Source organism: Echinicola marina (assembly GCF_020463795.1).
Classification (GTDB): domain Bacteria; phylum Bacteroidota; class Bacteroidia; order Cytophagales; family Cyclobacteriaceae; genus Echinicola; species Echinicola marina.
The window spans coordinates 1283266-1304556 of record NZ_CP080025.1 but is presented as its reverse complement, the minus strand read 5'-3'; the positions used below and the strand labels follow the sequence as shown (position 1 = coordinate 1304556).

Annotated in this window: 18 protein-coding genes; 7 read left to right on the top strand and 11 right to left on the bottom strand. The window is 40.5% G+C overall.

What is annotated here, in order from left to right; translation table 11 throughout:
• Positions 1-6: 6 nt before the first annotated feature.
• On the bottom strand, positions 7-855 hold the full coding sequence (gene tatC / locus KZP23_RS05400; RefSeq protein WP_226335078.1) for a twin-arginine translocase subunit TatC: 849 nt from the start codon (positions 853-855) through the stop codon (positions 7-9).
• 16 nt (positions 856-871) lie between these two features.
• Entirely contained in the window at positions 872-2140 is a 1269-nt protein-coding gene (locus KZP23_RS05395; RefSeq protein ID WP_226335077.1) for a serine hydroxymethyltransferase, read from the bottom strand.
• A 990-nt stretch (positions 2141-3130) separates the two neighbouring features.
• On the opposite strand from KZP23_RS05395, the gene KZP23_RS05390 reads away from it, so the two are divergent.
• Entirely contained in the window at positions 3131-3505 is a 375-nt protein-coding gene (locus tag KZP23_RS05390) for a UDP-glucuronosyltransferase (RefSeq protein ID WP_226335076.1), read from the top strand.
• On the opposite strand, the gene KZP23_RS05385 is transcribed toward KZP23_RS05390, so the two are convergent.
• Positions 3506-3736, bottom strand: coding sequence for a hypothetical protein (locus KZP23_RS05385; RefSeq protein WP_226335075.1), 231 nt, complete (start codon positions 3734-3736; stop codon positions 3506-3508).
• A gap of 109 nt (positions 3737-3845) precedes the next feature.
• Between KZP23_RS05385 and KZP23_RS05380 the strand changes: the two genes are divergently transcribed.
• Positions 3846-4751, top strand: a complete 906-nt coding sequence (locus tag KZP23_RS05380) for an AEC family transporter (RefSeq protein WP_226335074.1) — start codon at positions 3846-3848, stop codon at positions 4749-4751.
• Positions 4752-5257: 506 nt separating this feature from the next.
• On the opposite strand, the gene KZP23_RS05375 is transcribed toward KZP23_RS05380, so the two are convergent.
• From KZP23_RS05375 to KZP23_RS05360, 4 genes are all read right to left on the bottom strand, one after another.
• Positions 5258-6325, bottom strand: coding sequence for a fatty acid desaturase family protein (locus tag KZP23_RS05375; protein ID WP_226336487.1), 1068 nt, complete (start codon positions 6323-6325; stop codon positions 5258-5260).
• 228 nt (positions 6326-6553) lie between these two features.
• Positions 6554-7093, bottom strand: a complete 540-nt coding sequence (locus KZP23_RS05370) for an AAA family ATPase (RefSeq protein ID WP_226335073.1) — start codon at positions 7091-7093, stop codon at positions 6554-6556.
• Positions 7077-7697, bottom strand: coding sequence for a nicotinamide riboside transporter PnuC (pnuC, locus tag KZP23_RS05365; RefSeq protein WP_226336486.1), 621 nt, complete (start codon positions 7695-7697; stop codon positions 7077-7079). Before pnuC ends, KZP23_RS05370 begins: the two co-directional genes overlap by 17 nt.
• 92 nt (positions 7698-7789) lie before the next feature.
• Complete coding sequence (locus KZP23_RS05360) at positions 7790-8356, bottom strand: uracil-DNA glycosylase family protein (RefSeq protein WP_226335072.1); 567 nt, start codon at positions 8354-8356, stop codon at positions 7790-7792.
• A 222-nt stretch (positions 8357-8578) separates the two neighbouring features.
• Between KZP23_RS05360 and KZP23_RS05355 the strand changes: the two genes are divergently transcribed.
• On the top strand, positions 8579-8896 hold the full coding sequence (locus tag KZP23_RS05355) for a hypothetical protein (protein WP_226335071.1): 318 nt from the start codon (positions 8579-8581) through the stop codon (positions 8894-8896).
• A gap of 67 nt (positions 8897-8963) precedes the next feature.
• On the opposite strand, the gene KZP23_RS05350 is transcribed toward KZP23_RS05355, so the two are convergent.
• Positions 8964-10028 (bottom strand): carbohydrate-binding family 9-like protein, encoded by a 1065-nt coding sequence (locus tag KZP23_RS05350; protein WP_226335070.1) that lies wholly within the window; start codon positions 10026-10028, stop codon positions 8964-8966.
• Between the two features lie 175 nt (positions 10029-10203).
• On the opposite strand from KZP23_RS05350, the gene KZP23_RS05345 reads away from it, so the two are divergent.
• From KZP23_RS05345 to KZP23_RS05330, 4 genes are all read left to right on the top strand, one after another.
• Positions 10204-11550, top strand: a complete 1347-nt coding sequence (locus tag KZP23_RS05345) for a deoxyguanosinetriphosphate triphosphohydrolase (protein WP_226335069.1) — start codon at positions 10204-10206, stop codon at positions 11548-11550.
• A gap of 863 nt (positions 11551-12413) precedes the next feature.
• On the top strand, positions 12414-15800 hold the full coding sequence (gene ileS / locus KZP23_RS05340; protein WP_226335068.1) for an isoleucine--tRNA ligase: 3387 nt from the start codon (positions 12414-12416) through the stop codon (positions 15798-15800).
• A gap of 40 nt (positions 15801-15840) precedes the next feature.
• Positions 15841-16482 carry a lipoprotein signal peptidase gene (locus KZP23_RS05335; RefSeq protein ID WP_226335067.1) on the top strand — a complete coding sequence of 214 codons (642 nt, stop codon included), beginning with the start codon at positions 15841-15843 and terminating at the stop codon, positions 16480-16482.
• A 153-nt stretch (positions 16483-16635) separates the two neighbouring features.
• Positions 16636-18081 carry a sulfatase gene (locus tag KZP23_RS05330; protein ID WP_226335066.1) on the top strand — a complete coding sequence of 482 codons (1446 nt, stop codon included), beginning with the start codon at positions 16636-16638 and terminating at the stop codon, positions 18079-18081.
• A 74-nt stretch (positions 18082-18155) separates the two neighbouring features.
• On the opposite strand, the gene KZP23_RS05325 is transcribed toward KZP23_RS05330, so the two are convergent.
• The 3 genes from KZP23_RS05325 to KZP23_RS05315 form a co-directional block, all read right to left on the bottom strand.
• Positions 18156-19406, bottom strand: coding sequence for a pyridoxal phosphate-dependent decarboxylase family protein (locus KZP23_RS05325; protein WP_226335065.1), 1251 nt, complete (start codon positions 19404-19406; stop codon positions 18156-18158).
• 184 nt (positions 19407-19590) lie between these two features.
• Positions 19591-20334, bottom strand: a complete 744-nt coding sequence (locus tag KZP23_RS05320; protein ID WP_226335064.1) for a shikimate dehydrogenase family protein — start codon at positions 20332-20334, stop codon at positions 19591-19593.
• Positions 20331-21266: a DUF368 domain-containing protein gene (locus KZP23_RS05315; protein WP_226335063.1), complete on the bottom strand. Its 936-nt coding sequence runs from the start codon at positions 21264-21266 to the stop codon at positions 20331-20333. The genes KZP23_RS05320 and KZP23_RS05315 overlap by 4 nt, the downstream gene beginning before the upstream one ends.
• Between the last annotated feature and the right edge of the window lie 25 nt (positions 21267-21291).

The following is a 21291-nucleotide window of genomic DNA, read 5'->3' as shown; positions in this document are numbered from 1 at the left end:
TTACTATTAATCGTTTTCTATTAATGCTTCTTCCTCTCTTTTTCTCTTTTCCAGTCGCTTGGCAATCATGATTCCAGCTTCATACAGCACCAAAATGGGCATGGCAATCAATAGCTGGCTGATCACATCCGGAGGAGTAATAACGGCTGAGAGAACCAATATAATTACTACGGCATGTCTCCTGTAAGATTTTAACATTCCTGAAGTAACCAATCCAGACATCGATAAGAAATAAATTACCACAGGCAGTTGGAACATCACCGCAGAAGCCAATACCAACATGACCAAAGTAGAGATATACGAGGTAATGTCGAATTCATTGGCAATGGAAGGATCCAGTCTATAGTTGGATAGGAAATTGATGGACAATGGGGACAATATATAATACCCAAAAGCCGCTCCCATAAAGAATAACAAGCTAACAAAGAAAACCGCTCCACGAGCTGCCTTTCTTTCCTTATCATAAAGCCCAGGGCTGATAAATCTCCAAATCTCCCAAAACACATAAGGGAAGGCCACTATAAGTCCCACGACCAAACTCGAAGTCATGTGCATGGAGAATTGGCCAGTCATCTGCCGGCTCTGCAAAATAAATGGGAGTTCGTCTATACATAATGCTGAAATCCCTAAGGCTTCAGACACTTTGCACAGCATTCTATAGGTAAAGAAATCTACCTTAGAAGGGCCTAGTATAATTTGCCCAAATACGATACTCTTGGAAAGGAAAGCAAGTACGGAGAAAATAAGTACTGCAGCTATGGATCGGACCAAATGCCAGCGCAATTGCTCCAAATGATCCAGAAACGACATTCCTTCTTCTTCTTCCTCTTCTTCTCTGTATTGATCTAATGCCACTTAATTCTAACTTTTCTTAGTACAATGGAAACTGAACCATCCAATCATTTACCTCTTTCTTGATCTCAGCAAGAACAGCTTCATCTTCATGGTTCATCAAAGCTTTATCGATAAGGTTGACTATTTTTACCATATCAGCTTCTTTGAGTCCTCGGGTTGTGATAGCGGCTGTACCTACCCTCATTCCTGATGTTACAAAAGGCGAACGGGTATCGAATGGCACCATGTTTTTGTTGATGGTGATATCCACCTTGCCTAAGGTCTCCTCAGCGATTTTACCAGAAAGATCTTTGTTTCTGAGGTCAATTAACATTAAGTGGTTATCTGTACCGCCAGAAATCAGTTTATAACCTTTTTCCACAAAAGCATCTGCCATCACGGAAGCATTTTTCTTCACCTGAAGTACATACTCCATGTATTCGTCAGAAAGCGCCTCTTGGAAAGCAACGGCTTTGGCAGCGATGATGTGTTCCAATGGACCACCTTGCATACCAGGGAATACAGCAGAATCCAATAATTGAGTCATTTTTCTCAATTCTCCTTTAGGATTCTTCAATCCGAATGGATTATCGAAATCTTCACGCATCATGATCAAACCACCTCTAGTACCTCTAAGGGTCTTGTGAGTGGTAGTGGTCACAATATGACAATGCTCCAATGGATCATTCAAAAGGCCTCTGGCTATCAAACCAGCAGGGTGAGAGATATCAGCCAATAATAAAGCACCAACCTCATCGGCAATTTCTCTGAATCGGGCATAATCCCAGTCACGGCTATAGGCGGAAGCACCGCAGATGATCAATTTTGGCTGAACTTCTCTGGCTTTTTCAGCTACTTTGTCCATATCGATCACACCAGTCTCTTCTTCTACGCCATAGAAGTTAGGCTTATAGTTTTTACCGGAGAAATTCACTGGAGAACCATGGGTAAGGTGACCACCATGAGAAAGATCAAAACCTAGAATACTATCACCAGGATTCAGGCAAGCCAAAAATACGGCTGCATTGGCTTGTGCACCAGAGTGAGGCTGGACATTGGCCCAAGTGGCGCCGAAAAGCTCCTTGGCACGGTCGATAGCAATCTGCTCGATATCATCCACCACTTCACAACCTCCATAGTAACGCTTCTTCGGAAGCCCTTCAGCATATTTGTTGGTCAATACACTTCCGGCAGCTTCCATCACCTGCTTGCTGGTGAAGTTTTCTGAGGCGATTAACTCAATGCCTCTTTTCTGACGATCTTCTTCTTTTTGGATTAGGTCAAATATTACCTGGTCTCTTTTCATGAGTATGCGCTTATTTTTACAGTCTTTTTCTGTCCAAAATAATTTGGGGTTTTCCATCAAATCCAATGGTTAAGCCGGAAATGGATGGATATATTTTTGGCTGCCCAAAATTAGTTCGAAACAATGTATTATCCAATTGATTAAGAAATTGCTTGTGCATAAATTATTAATGCCTAAAATTACTTTTCCCGAAATTTTGATTTTGCTTTTATTGAAGACGATGCTTATTTGTTTTTAAAAAGCACAAAGATGAAATAATTATGATTTTTGCGACCTTTAAAATGGCACTATATATTTGGCTTTTTGCAAAAGGAATATTGGCCTTTTCTGCTGACCAATAGAGTTTTATGTGTGTCTGAAATGTTGTCCGTATCCAAAAATTAAATATATTTCTTTAGGTTTCCTGTTCTTTTCCATTGATTAAAAGAACAGGAAACCTAGGCCATGTAGCCTTCTTCAAATTGTGCAAATTTCGTTATTGATTATAAGTGTTTATCTCAATTTGATTTTGTGTCCAGGGGAAAAGTGTTTAGAGGAAGGAACATGCGGAAGTTCTTCTTATTTTTGTATCTGTGGTTCAGATTGTTATTTCTGCGTAGGTACAGATTGTAAATGTTAATTTGCAATACGATGGTTATTAAAAATAATTTCATAAATCAACTTTCAATATTCATTCACTTAGACTTGTTCTTTCACTTATAGCTGGACTTTTAGCTGCTGCTTCTATTGGATTAATTAGTGGAAGTGTCTTGAATACAGAGGTAAAGTTTAATGTGTTTGGCATTAAATTTATAAGTCAACCTAATGAAATTGCTTATAATTTTATGTTTTTCTTTGTTCCCCTACTGCTTACTTTATTCCTTTTTATATTCTTTTCGGCATTAGAAACGGTCATAATGAAAGAGGCAAGATAAAACCAATCATAAACGCAAAGGCCAGTTTGAATAAACTTTGCATTTATCCTAACTTTGGGTTCAACAAGAGATTGCTATGATTGATTTTGAATTTGCCCCTAAGAGCTATTTCGACGGCACAGGCCCTTCAGCCTTGCTGGCCAAACTCTCCTATCCGGAAAGTCATTGGGGAGAAGAAATAAGTATTTATGCAGCGCCTTTGGATGGCAAAATTTATTATGAAGTCGTGGACTTTTATGGCAATGAGTTTGATCTCAGTCCAGAAAAATCCCAAAAGCCATTGACCTTGCAGGAATTTATTTTTCTGATAGAGACCTTGGAAGTGGTAGACAATAGTACAAAAGGGGATATGAACCTTACCCTGTCTGGTATTCCTGAAGCAAAAAGCAATGTATACCCTCAGCTAGAGGAATATTTTACGGAGAAGAGAAAGAATTTTGGAATGCTTTGATTATAGGTCCCAGATGGTATAAGCGCTGTTTTGATCTAGCTGGGCAATGTTTAGCCAATATTCATAAGTTTCAAATTCTATACAGTCAGTTAATTCAATGCCCTGAAAATTGATTTTCTTCACACTGTTCTGTGGCAAAAAACTTCGGAGGTCGTTTTGCTGATCTATTGATAACTGGGACAATTGAATGATACATTGATCTTCAATCAGCATGGGTACTACTTTTGTCATTATCTTGGCTTTTTATTATTTCAAATAAAGTGAATATTAAATAAAGTATTGATCAGTAATAAGTTATGTTTCTGTTAATAATCGGCCTCACTTCTTTAATTTTTAATTCATGACCAACATTCTCCTTGTTATTCTTTGTCTCATCATTGGCATACTACTTCAACAGCTAAAGGAACTACCGAAAGATGCTCCCAAGACACTGAATACTTACTTAATTTATATTGTTTTGCCGGCATTGGCTTTATTGCATATACCGGATACTGTACTGTCAGTTCGCTTATTATTGCCTGTGCTTACAGCATGGGTCAGTTTTGGGCTGTCCTGGCTGCTTTTTGGTAGTCTAGGAAAAAAGTTGGGTTGGAGCAAAGCCACTACAGGCTGCCTGATCATCGTTCCGGGGCTGGCCAATACCTCCTTTATAGGTTTTCCGATCATTGAAGCATTATATGGGAGTGAAGGACTCAAGATCGCCTTAATGGTCGATCAAGCGGGATCCTTTATCATTGTTAGTAGCATTGCGATTATTGTAGCTTCTATCTATGGTCACGAAAAGAAGCGCAAAAGAGATGTGACCAAAAAGATCCTGACATTTCCCCCTTTTATCTTTTTCCTAATTGCATTGGGAATGAATATATTCGACTTGCAGTTCTCCGGAACCATGCATGAGATTCTTCAGGCCTTTGCAGGGACCTTGACCCCGATAGCCTTGATTTCGGTGGGGCTTCAGGTTAAGATCAATGCCGAAACCCTTTCCCTAAAACCACTTTGGTATGGGTTGGGCTATAAACTATTGTTGATTCCCTGCCTGATTTTTTTTGTTTATCAGCTTGTGCTGCCCACCTATGGCATACTCTATAAGGTCAGTGTAATGGAAACCGCCATGGCTCCCATGATCACTGGTTCGATCATTGCCATCAACCATGAGCTCAATCCCAAACTGGCATCTCTATTGGTAGGGATAGGCATTCCTCTTTCTTTCATTACCCTATTGGGTTGGTACTATTTGGTGGGATAGAGAGAATAGATAAAAAGCATCCCACACAAAGGACGGTAAAGGTTATGCGAAGTTTGCAGAGGGATTTTTTAAAAACATGACTAGTTGTATTTAAACCTTAGCGAGAGAAAAGTATTTAGCGCCAAGAGTGTGGAGGGGTTTTTTATTAATTACTGTTTTGGGAGGTGCGCTCGTACAGACAGTCCTGTCAGTGAACTGTTTAAATTATCTACTAAGCTAAATATCTTCGATTTTATTACCAGCTTTGGAACCAAAGTCTAGGAAAATACATGCTTACCTCAAGCATAGATTATCATGGCTCTTAGATAAGCAAAACACGGGTTAAATACGGGTTTGCCCTGGGTTAAATATGGGTTAAATTGAAGCCGTTAAAAATGTTACATCAGTTAGATCTCCATAATCATTTGGCCCAGGGCAAGGATGGGTTTTTTAGCTATTCAATAAATAAGCCGCACCATCAAAACATGATGCGGCCCTGCTTATTTTCAAAACTCATTGAGTTGCCTTTAGGCTTTCCCAAGTACCCTTAGGTGTTTCACGTGAGAGACAAAAGCCAATCTCATTTTGGGATGTTCCAGATAAGGGATGTTATATTCCAAACAAGCTTGTTTGATGATCTTGCTTATCGCAGGATAATGGATATGGGAAATTTTAGGAAACAGATGGTGCTCTACTTGAAAGTTCAAGCCTCCCAATACCCAGGAAATCACCTTGTTATTGGTCGCAAAGTTGGCTGTGGTCTTCAACTGGTGAACGGCCCATTCATCTTCCAGTTTATTGGTCTGAATATTTGGTATGGGAAAAGAGGTTTCCTCTAAGCTATGTGCTAATTGAAAAACGACGGTCAACATCAGTCCCGCAAATAGGCCGTATACCGTAAAACCAACCAGCCAGGGTAAAAAGCCAAGTAAATAAATTGGTAATGCGATAAACAAAGCAGCATGCACCAGTTTAAATCCCCAAAAGGAGACATGGTCCATGATTTTCATTTTTTGAATGGGTATCGGCCCTACTTTTTTGGTCACATACTTCTTATAATCCGTAAAAAACACCCAGTATAAATACAGTAGGGAATAGGTCAGGATAAAATAATAATGCTGAAAACGGTGGATTTTATACCTTTTCTGTGCTGGACAAAGTCTCAAAAACGGCCTTGCATTCATATCGTCATCCACCCCTTCCACATTGGTATAGGAGTGATGCACTATATTATGTTTGGTCTTCCACATATAGACGTTGGCGCCGAGAAAATTGATGGACATGCCTGCTGCCTTATTTAGCCAAGCATATTTACTGAAACTTCCATGAGCCCCATCATGCATGACATTAAAACCTATAGAAGCTGTCAAAGCGCCTAATATTACACACTCGATCAATGCAATGGCCCAATGAGGTGTAAAGAAGAGTACGTGTACATAAAGCAGGATAAAGGCCAGTACAAGAATACTTGCTTTGATAAATAATTGAGAATTGCCTGTTTGGGAACAACCTATTTCTTTAAAGTAGGTGCTGATTCTTTTTTTCAATTCTAGGTGAAATGAAATATCTGGTCTTGAGAATTTTGGCGTAGCCATCATATAATAGTTGATATAGTAAAGAGGGGAAATTGAGCGGGACCTCAGGAGGGACAAGTCAAGACACCTTTTGTCAAAGATACCATAATTACAACGGATAAATAGGAATCAGATTGCCTTGTTACCAGTAATTGCTGGGGTTATCATCTTAGTCGAGAGATAAAACCTGTTTAGTTGCGTTAATTTCTGCTTTTAAAAGTAGTAATGCCGAGAGTAAGCCTAAAAGTTTTAACGAACTTTAAGAAAATTTTCCTCAATCGCAGCTATGGATTTGGCCAATCTTTGCTGCAAATTGCCTGAAATCTTCGCCACTGGCACGCCGGTACCCGACAACAAACGTTCATACCAATCATAGAAAAACTGCCTCATATCTGGTTCAGGGTGTTCACGCTGTGGGTCTGCTTCCCAGGGAATATCAATATCGGTCAAAAGGTATAAATCATAAGCCCTCTTTTTGATTTCTTCCAAAACCCAAGAGGCGGTCTTTCTATATTTGTGTTCACTCCAAACCTGAATTACATGAAGATCTGTATCACAAAAAAGCAAATCTTTTGCTTCTTGGGCTTTGGCATCTTCCATTTTCATCTGGCCTTGGGCGATCTCCAACAAATCTGCATACTGGTATTCTCTATTCAAGCTTTCTATATATCCCCTTGCAAATTCCTCCACCCAAGGCTCCTTATAGTGCTGCGCCAATGCATGGGATAGCGTACTCTTACCAGTGGATTCTGGGCCAATGATGACCACCTTTTTAGGCTTCCCTTGCATAGTTTTTTGCTGATTTGATCCAGGCAATCAGGCCGATAATTGCCAAAACTGTGAAAAACAAAAATTGAAATGAGGTTAAAATTAATCCTTTATAGAAGTATAATGGCACAGAAACCAAATCGGTGATGATCCATGCTATCCAGTTTTCCACTTTTTTCTTAGCCATCAAATACATTCCCACAAAGGCAGAAGAAGTGGTAAAAGCATCCCAATAAGGTACATCGCTATCCGTTAAATTGGAAAGCACATAATACAATATGCCATAGGACACCAATAATAGCAAAACAGAAAACACCCATCCTTTCCATTTTAGCCAAGTAACAGGAAGCACTTCCTTGCCTGCTTTGGGATGCGTCCAGACGTACCAGCCAAATATGGACATGGAAAAGTAATAGGCATTGATCCCCATATCTGCATATAGTTTCACTTGGAGACAAATCCACACATAGATCAAAGTACTGATGATGCCAGTGGGATAGACCCAGATATTTTCGCGCATGGAGAAATACACACTAGCAATACCAAAAAACACTGCGACACCTTCCAGCCAGGTCATTTGTTGCAAGCCAGCTACAAATCCATCTATGATCCATTGCCAATCCATGCCCGAAATAAGGGAAAAAATATTCAAAAGGAACAGGATTGCTGATTTATTGGCGAGAATCCTACCATATTTAAATAAAATAGGGCAAAACTTTAGCCCAATACCTCGCTTATTGTTTTTTGGAGGGCTGGGAGTACCTGCTCACCAAACCAAGGGTTTTTTGCCTGCCAGATATTGTTCCTTGGAGAGGGATGCGGTAGAGGAAAATAATCAGGCAAATACTTTTTATAATCCTTCACAATATCCGTTAAGTTCCGCTTTTCTTGTAAGTAATGGCCTTGGGCATAAGCTCCCACCAATATGGTCAAAGCCACATGTTTCATTTCACGTAAAAGCTTAGGATGCCAAAGAGGCGCGCATTCTGGCCTAGGCGGCAAATCTCCAGACCTACCCCTTCCTGGATAGCAAAACCCCATGGGTACCAAGGCGATCTTATCTGCATCATAAAAAACATCCCTTTCTACCCCCAGCCATTTCCTAAGATTGTCACCACTTTTATCATTCCAGGGAATGCCCGTTTCATGAACTATCTTTCCAGGTGCCTGACCAATGATCACTATTTTACTCTCGGGGCTTCCACTTAAAATCGGATTAGGCCCCAATGGCAAGGATTCCTTGCATAGTTCACAGGCTTTGATATCACAAATCAGGTCATCCATAAATATTCCAATTTTTCAAATCAATATTAATACCAAATAAAATATCACACTATAATTTCCACAAATTGACCATTAATATCACAAGTAAAAGCCTTCCAACCCTTGCTAAAGCGGCTTTTAAGGCCTTTTCTGTATTGGCATAATTGCTGAACAATAAAAGACAAGAGATTACAAAAAGATAATCCAAAACAAACTAATTAACCAATTTAAAATTTAACAACCATGAAAAGATTAGCTTTAGTATTAGCCCTAGGAACTTTCGCATTTGCAGGTGTTCAAGCTTCCACTATCAAAACGGACAATGAGTTTAATTTAGTGCAAATTGTCCAAGATAAGGAAGAAATCAAGGCTGAAGACCTTCCACAAGCTGTAAAGGATACCATTACAGAAAGTGAAGAAACTCAGGCATTGACCATCTCCAAAGCCTATAAAATGCTGAATGCAGATGGTACGGTAACCTATGAAGTTCAATTTGGAATGGAAGAGGACGCTGTAACCAAAAAATATGATGCAGAAGGCAATGAAATAATTGAAGAATAATCATTAACCACTAACAGCCAATTAAAAAGCAGCTACAATTTTAGCTGCTTTTTTTATACCCAACCGTTTAGTCCTGCCAAACCCTGCCGTCCTCTGTGATGTGCCAGGATTTATCGGATACCAAGGAAGGACTGGAAATCTTGAACCTAGTTTTACTGACCTCAAAATCAAAATGACGGTCTCGCAGCTCTCTTGGAAGGGATAATTTTTTCTCAGACTTGGCATAAGTTCCAGTGTTCTTATGAAAAGCCTTTTGAAGAAAATAGATTTTTCTCAGGTCATCCTTCACCTTTTCATCCTCGTTCAATTTGAATTCAGCTGTACCTTCACCTACTGTATTTTCGGAAAATTGTAAGTAAGCCCATTCTTCAGGCATATGCATGCTGATTTTTCCCTGTGGAGACCAGACCCAGTTGTATTCAGGAAAAGGTTTGCCTGTTTCAGGGTTGATTCTTTTAGTGTATACGCCGTCTTTTACCTCTAGCTGCCATTGTACTCTGGAAAAGTTGATGCGCATTTGTTGCCCGTCTTTAGGTGCAGAATAGCTAGGGCCTGCTTGAGAGAGTGCTTTCCATGGAATGGCGAGTTCTACGGTCCAGGATTCATCTTCATCTTCGGGATTGTTGAGGGTACCGTTCAGTAGAATTCCTTTTTCAAGTCCATTGATATTCCAGCCATTGATAGCCAAGGCTCCATCCCGATAAGGTTTGGTAAGCATCAAATCCCACTCTGTACCTAGGGCGTTGATCTCCAATTCGTAATAATTATGGGTATCTCCATTGATATCGATAAATAGTTCAATGTCATTTTCACTGAATATAACCGATTCCCTTTCTGTATAGGTCGCCCACAGGTGGGGTTCTTCCATCCAAAAAGCGATATATAAATGTTCATCATCCCAAAGCATTTTCATCTTGCTATCATATAATGGAGCTGGTTTATGCTCCCCTTCTATGTCAACAAATAATTCAGACCAGGCCGCGGCTTGCCAATCATCTTCATCCAAGTGACCATCCATCATCAACTTTTCAGCAGATCGGTAGGCGACATAATGTCTTCTGTCAGCTGCTTCCTGGGCAAAAAGAGGTATGCTTGACACGAAAGTCAATAGAAGGGGTAAAAGCTGCTTCATTGGTTAAATATTTTATAAATCGTTAAGTTCTTTGCTAAGATATTTAATTATGTTTTGCCGCCCACAGGTTTTGTCCAAATTGTGATGAGTGGGTAATGCTACTTTAGTTTTTTGGTTCATGTGATTTTATACTTAAATATCGCAAGATTTTTATTAGGGATCATTAATTTTGGACATGATGAACTGGGAACAGCTGCTCCGCGCTGGCAGGTCAGACCTAAAAAAGAAGACTGAGGCCAGCCCCGACCAATATAGAAGCGAATTTGAGAAGGATTATGATCGAATCATTTTTTCTGCCCCTTTTAGGAATTTGCAGGATAAGACACAAGTATTTCCATTGCCAGAGCTTGACTTTGTCCATACCCGACTTACGCATAGTTTGGAAGTATCTAGCGTGGGAAGGTCTTTGGGAAAATCTGTTGGTGAATACTTATTACAAAAATATCCTGAACTTGGATCAAAGGGGATAGCATCCAGTGATATTGGGGCCATTGTGGCTGCTGCAGCATTGACACATGATATTGGCAACCCTCCTTTTGGTCATTCTGGAGAGGATGCCATTTCTGATTTCTTCAAGTTTCATCCATGTGGCCAAATGTGGAGAACTCATTTGTATGAGGAGGAATGGGCCGATATGGTAAGTTTTGAAGGAAATGCGCAGGGCTTTAGGATGCTTTTGGAGAAAGATAATGGCTTTCAGCTTTCCTTTGCCACTTTGGCAGCATTTACAAAATATCCCAGGCCCGCAATGATCGAGCAGAAGGATGTAAGTAGAAGAAGCCAAAAGAAATATGGTTTCTTCGCGGACCAAATCAGTCAATACCATAATCTTGCAAAACTGTTAGGCATACCTGCTTCGGGCAAGGACACATGGTACAGGCACCCGCTGGCATTTTTGGTGGAGGCTGCGGATGATATCTGTTATAGCATTATCGACTTGGAAGATGGCTGTACCCTGGGCCTGGTGCAGCTAGATGAGGTGGTGACCTTATTGGCAGAGATCATTGGCGAGCGTTTCAATGAGGAAAAATTCAATGCTCTAAATTCCAAGTCTCAGAAATTGGCCATTTTGAGGGCCATGGCCATTGGTAGGCTGATAGAGGAATCGGTGGACTGCTTTAAAAAACATGAAGAGCAAATGCTCTCTGGTGAGTTTGACAGCGCATTAACAGATATGATCGATTCTGCGCATATCTTGGAAAAGATTAGCAGGCTCTCTATTAATAAAATTTACAGGTCACAACCTGTTTTGGAGAAAGAAGCGGCAGGTTTCCAGGTATTGGAAGGTTTGCTGGAAGTTTTCTCAAAAGCCCTGTACCATAAATATTACGATAGTGATAGGTTCTCTGGACAGGACAGAAGTATTTTGAGACTGTTGCCGGAAGAATTCAGGACTGACAAAGAGGCACTCATGCCCTATTTACTTTTGAGAAATCTGATTGATTTTATTTCTGGGATGACTGATAAATATGCCCTTTCACTTTACAGAAAAGTAAAAGGTATCTCATTACCAGGAGCTTAAAAAATAAGCCAGGGGATTGACTGCTGTCAATACACCCTGGCTATCTGCGGTTGATTTAACTCTAATTCTTTTTATAGCTATTTACGTGCCAAACTGTTTTATCTCCAAATAAAATATGATTTATGTGTTTATAACAGGCTAGTATTGGAATAAAGTTTAAAATTTTAGTGATTTTTTAAAATATATTATTCTGATCGCGGGGCTGTTATGAAAAGATAAGCCTAATTACAGTTGCCATAGTTCCATTTGATCTTTTTTAATCTTAAAAAAACATTTGCTCGAAGTTATTGGTCAAATCTCATTCCTCATACTCCATCGAAACTCTGCCACAAAGTCTTCTATAATTATTCTGATGAAATTAGAAAAAATTGAACTGGCTGTAGATTTCGCCTTCATAAATTGCGTATAATTTTGTCTCTTTTAATAGAAGATGGGGCTCAAATATCACGTGAGTTTAGCAGGAAGAATATGTCATGGATGGGCTATTGGGTAATTTTTGGACTTACTTGTCTCTTCAAAATACTAAAGCCTAATAATTGGTCCAAAGACTTATTTGTTATTTAAATGCTTCTTAAATCTACGACACAAAAACGGTCCAATTACGTATTGGATAATGGGAATGGGAAGGCTGCTCATCAAGCCAATGAAGCTGTTGTGCTCTTTTGTCAAATGCTGCAAGCTTAAGGGAAGGACCTTGGCTTTTCGTCAAAAAGCGAGTTTTTCTATTTTCTACATACATAAACCCTACTTTTCTATTAACTTTGTGCCTGCTTTTGAAAGGATTACAGGAATGCTGAATTGTTTCAGTCTACCGAAGTCCTTTGCAGCCAAATAATTGAATAAGAAGTAATCATAGAGATATCGTGAAAAAATATCAGGAGTTCAAACAAGTAGATTATCCAGGAATAGGAGAAAGTGTACTGAGTTACTGGCAGGAGAACAAGATTTTTGAAAAGTCTGTTGAGAACCGTGAAGGTGCCGAGACTTTTACATTCTTCGAAGGACCACCATCGGCAAATGGTACTCCGGGCATTCACCATGTAATGGCCAGAACTCTGAAAGATATTTTTTGTAGGTATAAAACCTTAAAGGGTTTTCAGGTAAAAAGAAAAGGTGGTTGGGATACCCATGGATTGCCTGTAGAGCTTCAGGTGGAGAAGGAACTGGGAATTACCAAAGAAGATATCGGTAAGAAAATCACGGTAGAGGAATACAATAAAAAATGCCGTGAGACGGTCATGCGCTTTAAAAATGAGTGGGATGATCTTACTGAAAAAATTGGCTACTGGGTAGATTTGGATGATCCATATATCACCTTTGACCCTAAATATATTGAATCACTATGGAGCTTGCTCAAGCGTCTATATGAGAAAGACCTTTTATACAAAGGTTATACTATTCAACCTTATTCACCAGCTGCAGGGACTGGACTTTCTTCGCACGAACTCAACCAGCCGGGTTGTTACAGGGATGTAAAAGACACTTCCATTACTGCCCAGTTTAAAGTGAAAGGCAGAGAAAATGAGTATATCATTGCTTGGACCACTACCCCTTGGACCTTGCCTTCCAACTCAGCATTGGCCATAGGTGAAAAACTGGACTATGTAAAAGTTAAGACCTTTAACCCTTATACCTATCAAGAGCAAACGGTAATCCTAGCTAAAGCCAGGGTGGGAGCCTTCTTCAATAAGAAAGCTGAAGGCTTAAAAATAGAAGACTATAAGCCAGGAGATAAATTGATTCCTTTTGAAATCATTGAAGAGTTCAAAGGGAAAGACATGTTGGGAATGGAATATGAGCCATTATTCCCAATTGAAGGGATAGCGCTTCCAAGTCCTGCATTTACCGTTATCTCTGCTGATTATGTGACCACAGAAGATGGTACTGGTATTGTACACCTTGCCAAAGCTTTTGGCGCGGATGACTTTAGAGCATTGGTTCAGGCTGGTGTTCCTGGTGTGTTTGTAAAAGATGAGCAGGGAAATGAGGTTCCTGTGGTAGATAAGCGCGGTAGATTCCTTCCTGTGATTGGAGAGTATTTACAAGCTAAAATGAAAGAGCATGAAATCACTGCCCATAAAGAGTATGGTGTGGATGATTTCTATGTGAAGAATTACCTTAAGGAAGATGAGGATGCAGCGGATTATAAAAACACCGATGTGATTATTTCCATCATCCTGAAAAATGAGAATAAGGCCTTTAAGGTAGAAAAATACGAGCACAGTTATCCACATTGTTGGAGAACTGATATGCCAGTGCTTTACTATCCTTTGGAAAGCTGGTTTATCAAAACCACTGCTTGCAAGGATCGTTTGGTAGAATTAAACAAAACCATCAACTGGAAGCCAGAAGCAACCGGTACAGGTCGTTTTGGCAACTGGTTGGAAAACTTGGTAGACTGGAACCTGAGCCGTTCCCGTTTCTGGGGTACCCCACTTCCAGTTTGGAGAAATGAGGATGCTACCGAAACCAAATGCATCGGTTCTATAGCAGAGTTGAATGAAGAAATCGAAAAGTCCATCGAAAAAGGCTTTATGACCGAATCACCTTTCAAGGGTGAAGAGGTGGACCTGCACAGACCTTATGTGGATGATGTCATCTTGGTAGATTCCAAGGGACAGAAAATGTTCCGTGAGCCAGATCTTATCGATGTTTGGTTTGACTCCGGAGCTATGCCTTATGCACAATGGCATTATCCATTTGAGAATGAAGAGATCTTCAAGGCCAATTATCCAGCTGATTATATTGCTGAGGGAGTGGACCAAACCAGAGGTTGGTTCTTTACGCTTCATGCCATTGCAGTGATGTTATTTGACAGCGTTGCTTTCAAAAATGTGATTGCCAATGGTCTTGTGCTGGACAAAAACGGCAACAAAATGTCCAAGCGATTGGGCAATGCTGTCGATCCATTTAAGACCTTAAAAGAATATGGACCAGATGCCTTGCGTTGGTATATGCTCTCCAATGCCAATCCTTGGGACAATTTGAAGTTTAATCTAGAAGGTGTTGCAGAAGTACAACGCAGGTTCTTCGGTACCCTTCAAAATACTTATAACTTTTTTGCGTTATATGCCAACCTTGATCACTTCACCTATGATGCCAGCAAGATGGTGCCTGTAAGTGAAAGACCTGAGTTGGATCGCTGGATCATTTCAAAGCTGCAGTCCCTAATTGGAGAAGTGGAAAACTCCATGGACAGTTACGATGCCACCAGAGCTACCAGGGCCATTATGAACTTTACCGTGGACCAATTGTCCAACTGGTATGTGAGATTGGCCAGAAAACGTTTCTGGAGGGGTGATATGAATGAGGACAAGCAGGCTGCTTATGAGACATTGTATGAATGCCTTACCACCATTTGTCAGTTGATGTCTTCTTTTGCTCCTTTCTACTCAGACTGGATGTATAAGAATTTGACAGATGGAGCCAAGGAAGCAGGCCAAGAAATAGCCGAGTCTGTTCACTTGACTGACTGGAATGCTGCTGATGAGGCTTTGATCAATAAGGACTTGGAGACCAGTATGCAGTTGGCACAGGACATTTCTTCTTTAGTGCACAGCTTGAGGAAAAAGGACAAACTGAAAGTGCGTCAGCCACTGCAGAAGATTTTGATCCCTATCCTCAGTGAAAAGACCAGAGAGCAAATCCAACACGTGGAGGAATTGATCAAATCCGAAGTGAATATCAAAGGAGTAGAATATATTGATGATGCTTCAGGTATTTTGGTAAAAAATGCAAAACCGAACTTCCCGCTATTAGGTAAGCGCTTTGGACCAAAAATGAAATTGGTAGCAGCAGCTATTAACCAGTGGGGTCAGGAAGAAATTGCCAATATCGAAAGAAACGGATCAGTTGAAATTGACCTGGATGGGGAGAAGGCAGTCCTTTCATTGGAGGAAGTACTGATTACTTCACAGGATATTCCAGGATGGTCAGTGGCCAGTGACAATGGAATCACTGTGGCCTTGGATGTTACTTTAACGGATGAGTTGAAGCAAGAGGGCATTGCCCGTGATTTGGTTAACAGGATCCAGAACCTTAGAAAAGATATGGGACTGGAGGTTCAGGACAAGATCACCATTAAAGTCGCCAAGTTGAATGAACAAGTAGATCAAGCATTGGTTAATTTCTCTGAATATATCCAATCCGAAACACAAGCCTTATCACTATCCGTGAATGGTGATGTGGCAGAGGGAACCGTATTGGATATGGATGATTTTGAACTTAAAGTAAAGGTGGAAAAAGTTTAAATGGCGCTCTTAGCACCATGCTTCTGCTGAAAATATAGCTATGAAATATTTAAAGTATTTTGGTATTACCTTACTGGTCATCATTATCGACCAAATAGTCAAGTTGGTCGTAGATGCCAATATGCAGATGGGATCGGTTGGTCAGATCAAAATTATTGGTGACTGGTTTAAGTTGCACTATACCACCAACCCAGGCATGGCCTTTGGAATGGAACTGGGCTCAGAGTATGGAAAACTGATCCTGACCAGTTTCCGCTTGGTAGCCATGGTAGGTATAGGCTATTATCTTTACCATCTTATCGAAAAGAAAGTACATACAGGCTATATTGTCTGCATTGCCATGATCTTGGGAGGAGCCATCGGAAACTTGGTGGATAGTGTGTTTTATGGTGTTTGGTTGAACAACGCCCCTGCCAATGCAAGTACACCATGGTTTCATGGTCAAGTGGTAGACATGTTCTATTTTGACATTTGGGAGGGATGGATCCCTGAATGGGTGCCGCTTTGGGGAGGAAATTATACTGCACTATGGCCAATATTCAATGTAGCAGATGCGTCCATCTTTATAGGCGTAGTTATCATTTTACTTTTCCAAAAGAAATTCTTTGCTGAACCGGATGAGGAAAAAAAGAAGGAAATCGAAGAGGATGAAATCCAGAAGCAGTTTATAGAAGAGAAATAATTGAAAGGCCCTGATCAATATCGGGGCCTTTTTTATGTGATATATTTCCCCTTACGTCATTTAATCCCATTTCATTTTGTAGAACATGCATTTTAGCAGTATTATTGTTTGAGATTAACCCTACCTGCCTTTTTACTATTTAATTCTTTAGTAATGCGTTACACCTTTCTAATCAGTCTGGCAATTATTGCATTTGGTTTGTTTTCATGTGAGCAGGAAGAACAACAAGCACCCAATATTGTATTTATTCTAGTGGATGATCTCGGCTGGGCCGATCTGGCCTGTTATGGCAGCGAATTTTACGAGACCCCAAACATTGATAAACTGGCTAGCCAAGGCATGAGATTTACATCAGCTTATGCTGCTTCACCAGTCTGCTCTCCTACAAGAGCCTCTATCATGACTGGAAAGTATCCAAGCAGGATTGATATTACTGATTGGATTCCAGGACAAGATCCTAAGGGACGAAAATTGTTGGGACCTCAGGACAGGAATGAATTGCCTTTGGAGGAGCTGACCATAGCAGAGCTTTTGAAAGCTGAAGGCTACAGGACATTCTTTGCGGGCAAGTGGCATTTGGGAGATAAAGGCTTCTTTCCGGAAGATCAGGGTTTTGATGTCAATATTGGCGGAAATCATAAGGGAAGTCCAGCGAGCTATTACTCTCCATACCATAATCCCCAATTGGAGGACGGTCCCGAGGGAGAGTACTTGACTGATAGGCTGGTAGATGAGTCCATTGCCTTTTTGAATGCTGCGAAGGAAGACCCTTTCTTGCTTTATTTATCATTTTATAATGTGCACACCCCAATTCAGGCCAACAAAAAACATGTGGATCATTTTAGGGAGAAAGCTATAAAAATGGAAGAAATAGGCGATCAAGGATATAGAAATGAGCATGATGGCCTCACCAAGCTTAGACAGGACAACTTCGAATATGCTTCTATGATTGCGGCGATGGATGAAAATGTGGGCAGGTTGATGAGTAAATTAGAAGAACTTGGGTTGGATGAAAACACCTTGGTGGTATTTACTTCTGACAATGGCGGACTATCCACCTTGCAAAATAACCGAAAAGCCCCTACCTCCAATGAACCATTGAGAGCGGGGAAGGGCTGGTGTTACGAGGGAGGAATTAGGGTTCCCTTGATCATAAAAGGCCCAGGCATACATGCAAACACTGAATCTGACGAACCTGTGATCAGTGTGGACTTTTATAGCACCATCGCTGAGGCTGTGAAAGTATCCAAAAACAAAATACCTGAAAATGATGGGACTTCCTTGATGCCACTGTTGAAAGGTGGTACATCACTTGATCGTGCAGCACTTTATTTCCATTATCCCCATTATCATGGAAGTGCATGGGAGCCGGGCGCAGCAGTTAGGAAAGGGGAATATGTGTATATAGAGTTTTATGATGATGAAAAAGAAGAGCTATATAATATTAAGGAAGATATAAGTGAAACTAATGACTTGTCTTCCAAAATGCCTGATAAAGTTAGAGAGCTGAAGGCCATATTGAATGCGTTTCATGCCAATACTGGGGCGCAGTTACCGAGTGATAATCCAGATTTTGATAAATCTATCCCCAGTCTTTGATGCTATTTCAATATAAAGCCCCTTGAAAACATGTTTTTGCTGTATTCTAGGGGCTTTATGTTGAAGGATTTAAGTTAAAATTTGCTTGACAGTTCTCCTTCGAGGTCCATTAGAAAGCTATCCAAGGCTCCTTGTCTCACATGGTGCATAACCACTATTTTGTACCATTTTGCCCCATATTCATAACTATCAGCCACTAGGTTATATTTTTTGGCGAGACGGTCAGAAATATAGCTTGCTTTCATGGTGATGATGTTCAGGTAAGGGTTCCTAAAATACTCCACTCCCATTCTTTCCAGCTTTTTGCAGATTCTTTCAGTACGGTCGCATAGGGAGGCCATTTTGTATTTGAGGCCTTCTGAGCCGTGGATTTTGAGGATCATCCACATGGATACAGCATTTGCGCCAGACCTAGAGCCACTGAGGGTATAGTCCTTACCAGGGATATATTGTGCCTCTTGGGTACAGACATGGTGTATGTAGCCTTTCCTGATCAAGAAAAGGCCTGTGCCATATGGCGTTTGCAGCATTTTATGTCCATCACTGGTAATGGAAGTAATATAAGGATTTTTGAAGGTGAAGGCGCTGTTTTCATTGGTAAAGGGATAAATAAAGCCTCCATAAGCTGCGTCCACATGGATTCTGAACTGTAGGTTAGTTGTGGTAAAGAAATCGCCCAATAGATCCACATCATCTACCGAGCCAAACATGGTGGTAGAAAGATTGGCTACAATAATGAAATATTTATACCCTGCAGCTTTAGCCTCTTCAATTTTTTGCTCAAGGGACTCTTGCTTGATTTGTCTTGTCTCCTCGTCCACTTCCAAGATGATATTATGAAGGTTCAATAAGTTAGCACCTTTAGGCATGGAATAATGGGAGTCTTGTGAATAGACAACGGCTATTTCCTCTGTTTTGGCGTCGAATTCATTTCGAAAGTAGTTTCTATAAACCCACATGGCCTGAATATTGGCCTCAGTCCCTCCAGTGGCGACATAACCATCTTGTTGACCTTTTTCGCCTGCAAAGATTTCTTCCGCCACCAAATTGATCAAGTCCCTTTCGATTCTTTGGGTGCCTTTAAAGAGGTCCAATACAGATTCTTCCTTCAAAGTATGAATGCCGATATGATTTGGATTATTGACCATGACGGACATAAATGGGGCATCCTTTAGAAAAGGAGCGTCGTGATAGAATTCTGTGGTGTCCAAATAGGTCCCTGGTACACCTAGAGCTGGGGTTTGTCCCCTATAGTCATGGTTTTCTGCCAAAGCATCAAATACGGCTTTTTTTACTTCCTCGTGCGATAGTTTTTTCCAATACATAATTATTATGTTTTGATTTGTCCTACTGCTTTTCTTTGGTAGAGGGCAGCATCTCAAATCCTGACTTTTTGGACCAAAAAAAGCCTAGCCGCTATTTCATAAGCAACTCAGTTCCTTCTATGCCAAACGCAGGAGTAGAGGTTAGAACAGTAAGATAAATAAAATGTGAAATAGGTGAAATCTGTCAATTCCAGATTTTCCAGGCAGCTTCTGCCTGAAGGTGGAGCATTTCCAGTCCATTTTTCACTGCTGCACTGCGGGCTTCGGTGGACCGCATTAGGAAGGTTTTTTCTGGATTGTATACCAGATCATATATTTTATGCTCTCTGCCTATTTGGCTAAGAGGGATATCAGGCATCTCCTCTGTATTGGGAAAAGTACCCAATGGTGTGGTATTGATGATGAGATGATATTCCTGAAGAAGTTTTTCATTCTTGATCAGGTCCTCATAAGAAATGGTGCCATTTTCTGCATTGGCAGTTCTTGAGACCATTTTGTATGGAATATTTAGGTTTTTTAGGGCTTGTTTTACTGCTTTGGAAGCTCCTCCTGTTCCCAGAACCAAGCCTTGAATACCCTTGCTATCTCCAAGCCAAATCTCAAGTGATTCCTTAAAACCGATATAATCTGTATTATAACCGATAAGCTTGCCATCCTTGATTTTGATACAGTTCACTGCCCCAATAGCTTTACAGCTTGGGTCTAGCTCATCCAAAAAAGGAATAACCTGTTCTTTGTAAGGGATGGTTACATTCAGCCCTTCCAAGTCAGGGTTGTTTTTGATCAAATCAGGAACTTTATCAATACTGTCCAATTCGTATAATTCGTACTGACAAGCACTGATGTTTTCCTTTTCAAATTTTTCAGTAAAATATTTCTTCGAAAAAGAATGCTTTAATGGATAACCGATAAGTCCGAATTTTCTCATTTTCCTTTTAAGTAATATGCTGTTCTTTCTAACCCTATCACTAAGATAATCCCGAAAAGAAACGCTAACAAACCGATAAAGAACTTGGGTTCATCCCCAGTTACAGCGAGGTAATGATGCGGCCAAATATTTTCGGTAATAAAGGGTTTCTGTTCCCCACTACTAGATATTCTATAGCTCAGGACTTCTTTCCAAGGCCAGATTTTATTGATCGACCCCAGCATAAAGCCAGAAAGTGCTGCAATGGTCAGTGAATGATAATTATTCAGTAACCATGAGATCAGCCTTGAGAAAGACAAGAGTCCTACAATGCATCCAGCGGAAAATATAGCCAAAGTAAGTACATCTTTCTGGTTTACAGCTTCTAAAATCACTTCGTATTTTCCGAGAATCAATAATAGAAAGCTTCCGGAGATACCGGGAAGGATCATGGCACAAATGGCAATGGCTCCTGCGATGAAAGTGAAATAAATGGCATCTGGTGAGCTCACCGGATTTAGCCCTGTGATCCAATAAGCCAGTCCTGCTCCTAATGGAATGGCCAAAAAGACGATAAAGTTCCATCGCTTGATATCCCTTAGAATCATAATGGAGCTGATGATGATCAATCCACAGAAAAAAGACCATAATGGAATGGGGTGCTCATCCATGAGGAAGGTGATCAGCTTGGAAAGCGTGAAGATACTGGTGAATATTCCCAGCAAGAGAGCTCCCAGGAAGGAGCCATTGATATGTTTCCAAAGCGCTTTGATCTGGAATTTGGATAAGAGCCGTAGGGCTTCCATGTCCACTGATTTAATGCTGTCCAGCAGGGTTTCATAGATGCCCGTAATCAAGGCTATGGTACCACCGGACACACCAGGGACAATATCTGCTGCTCCCATTCCCATTCCTTTGAGAAAAGTGAGAATATGATTTTTCAAATGCTTCATGGAGAACAAGGGGAAATAAAAACCA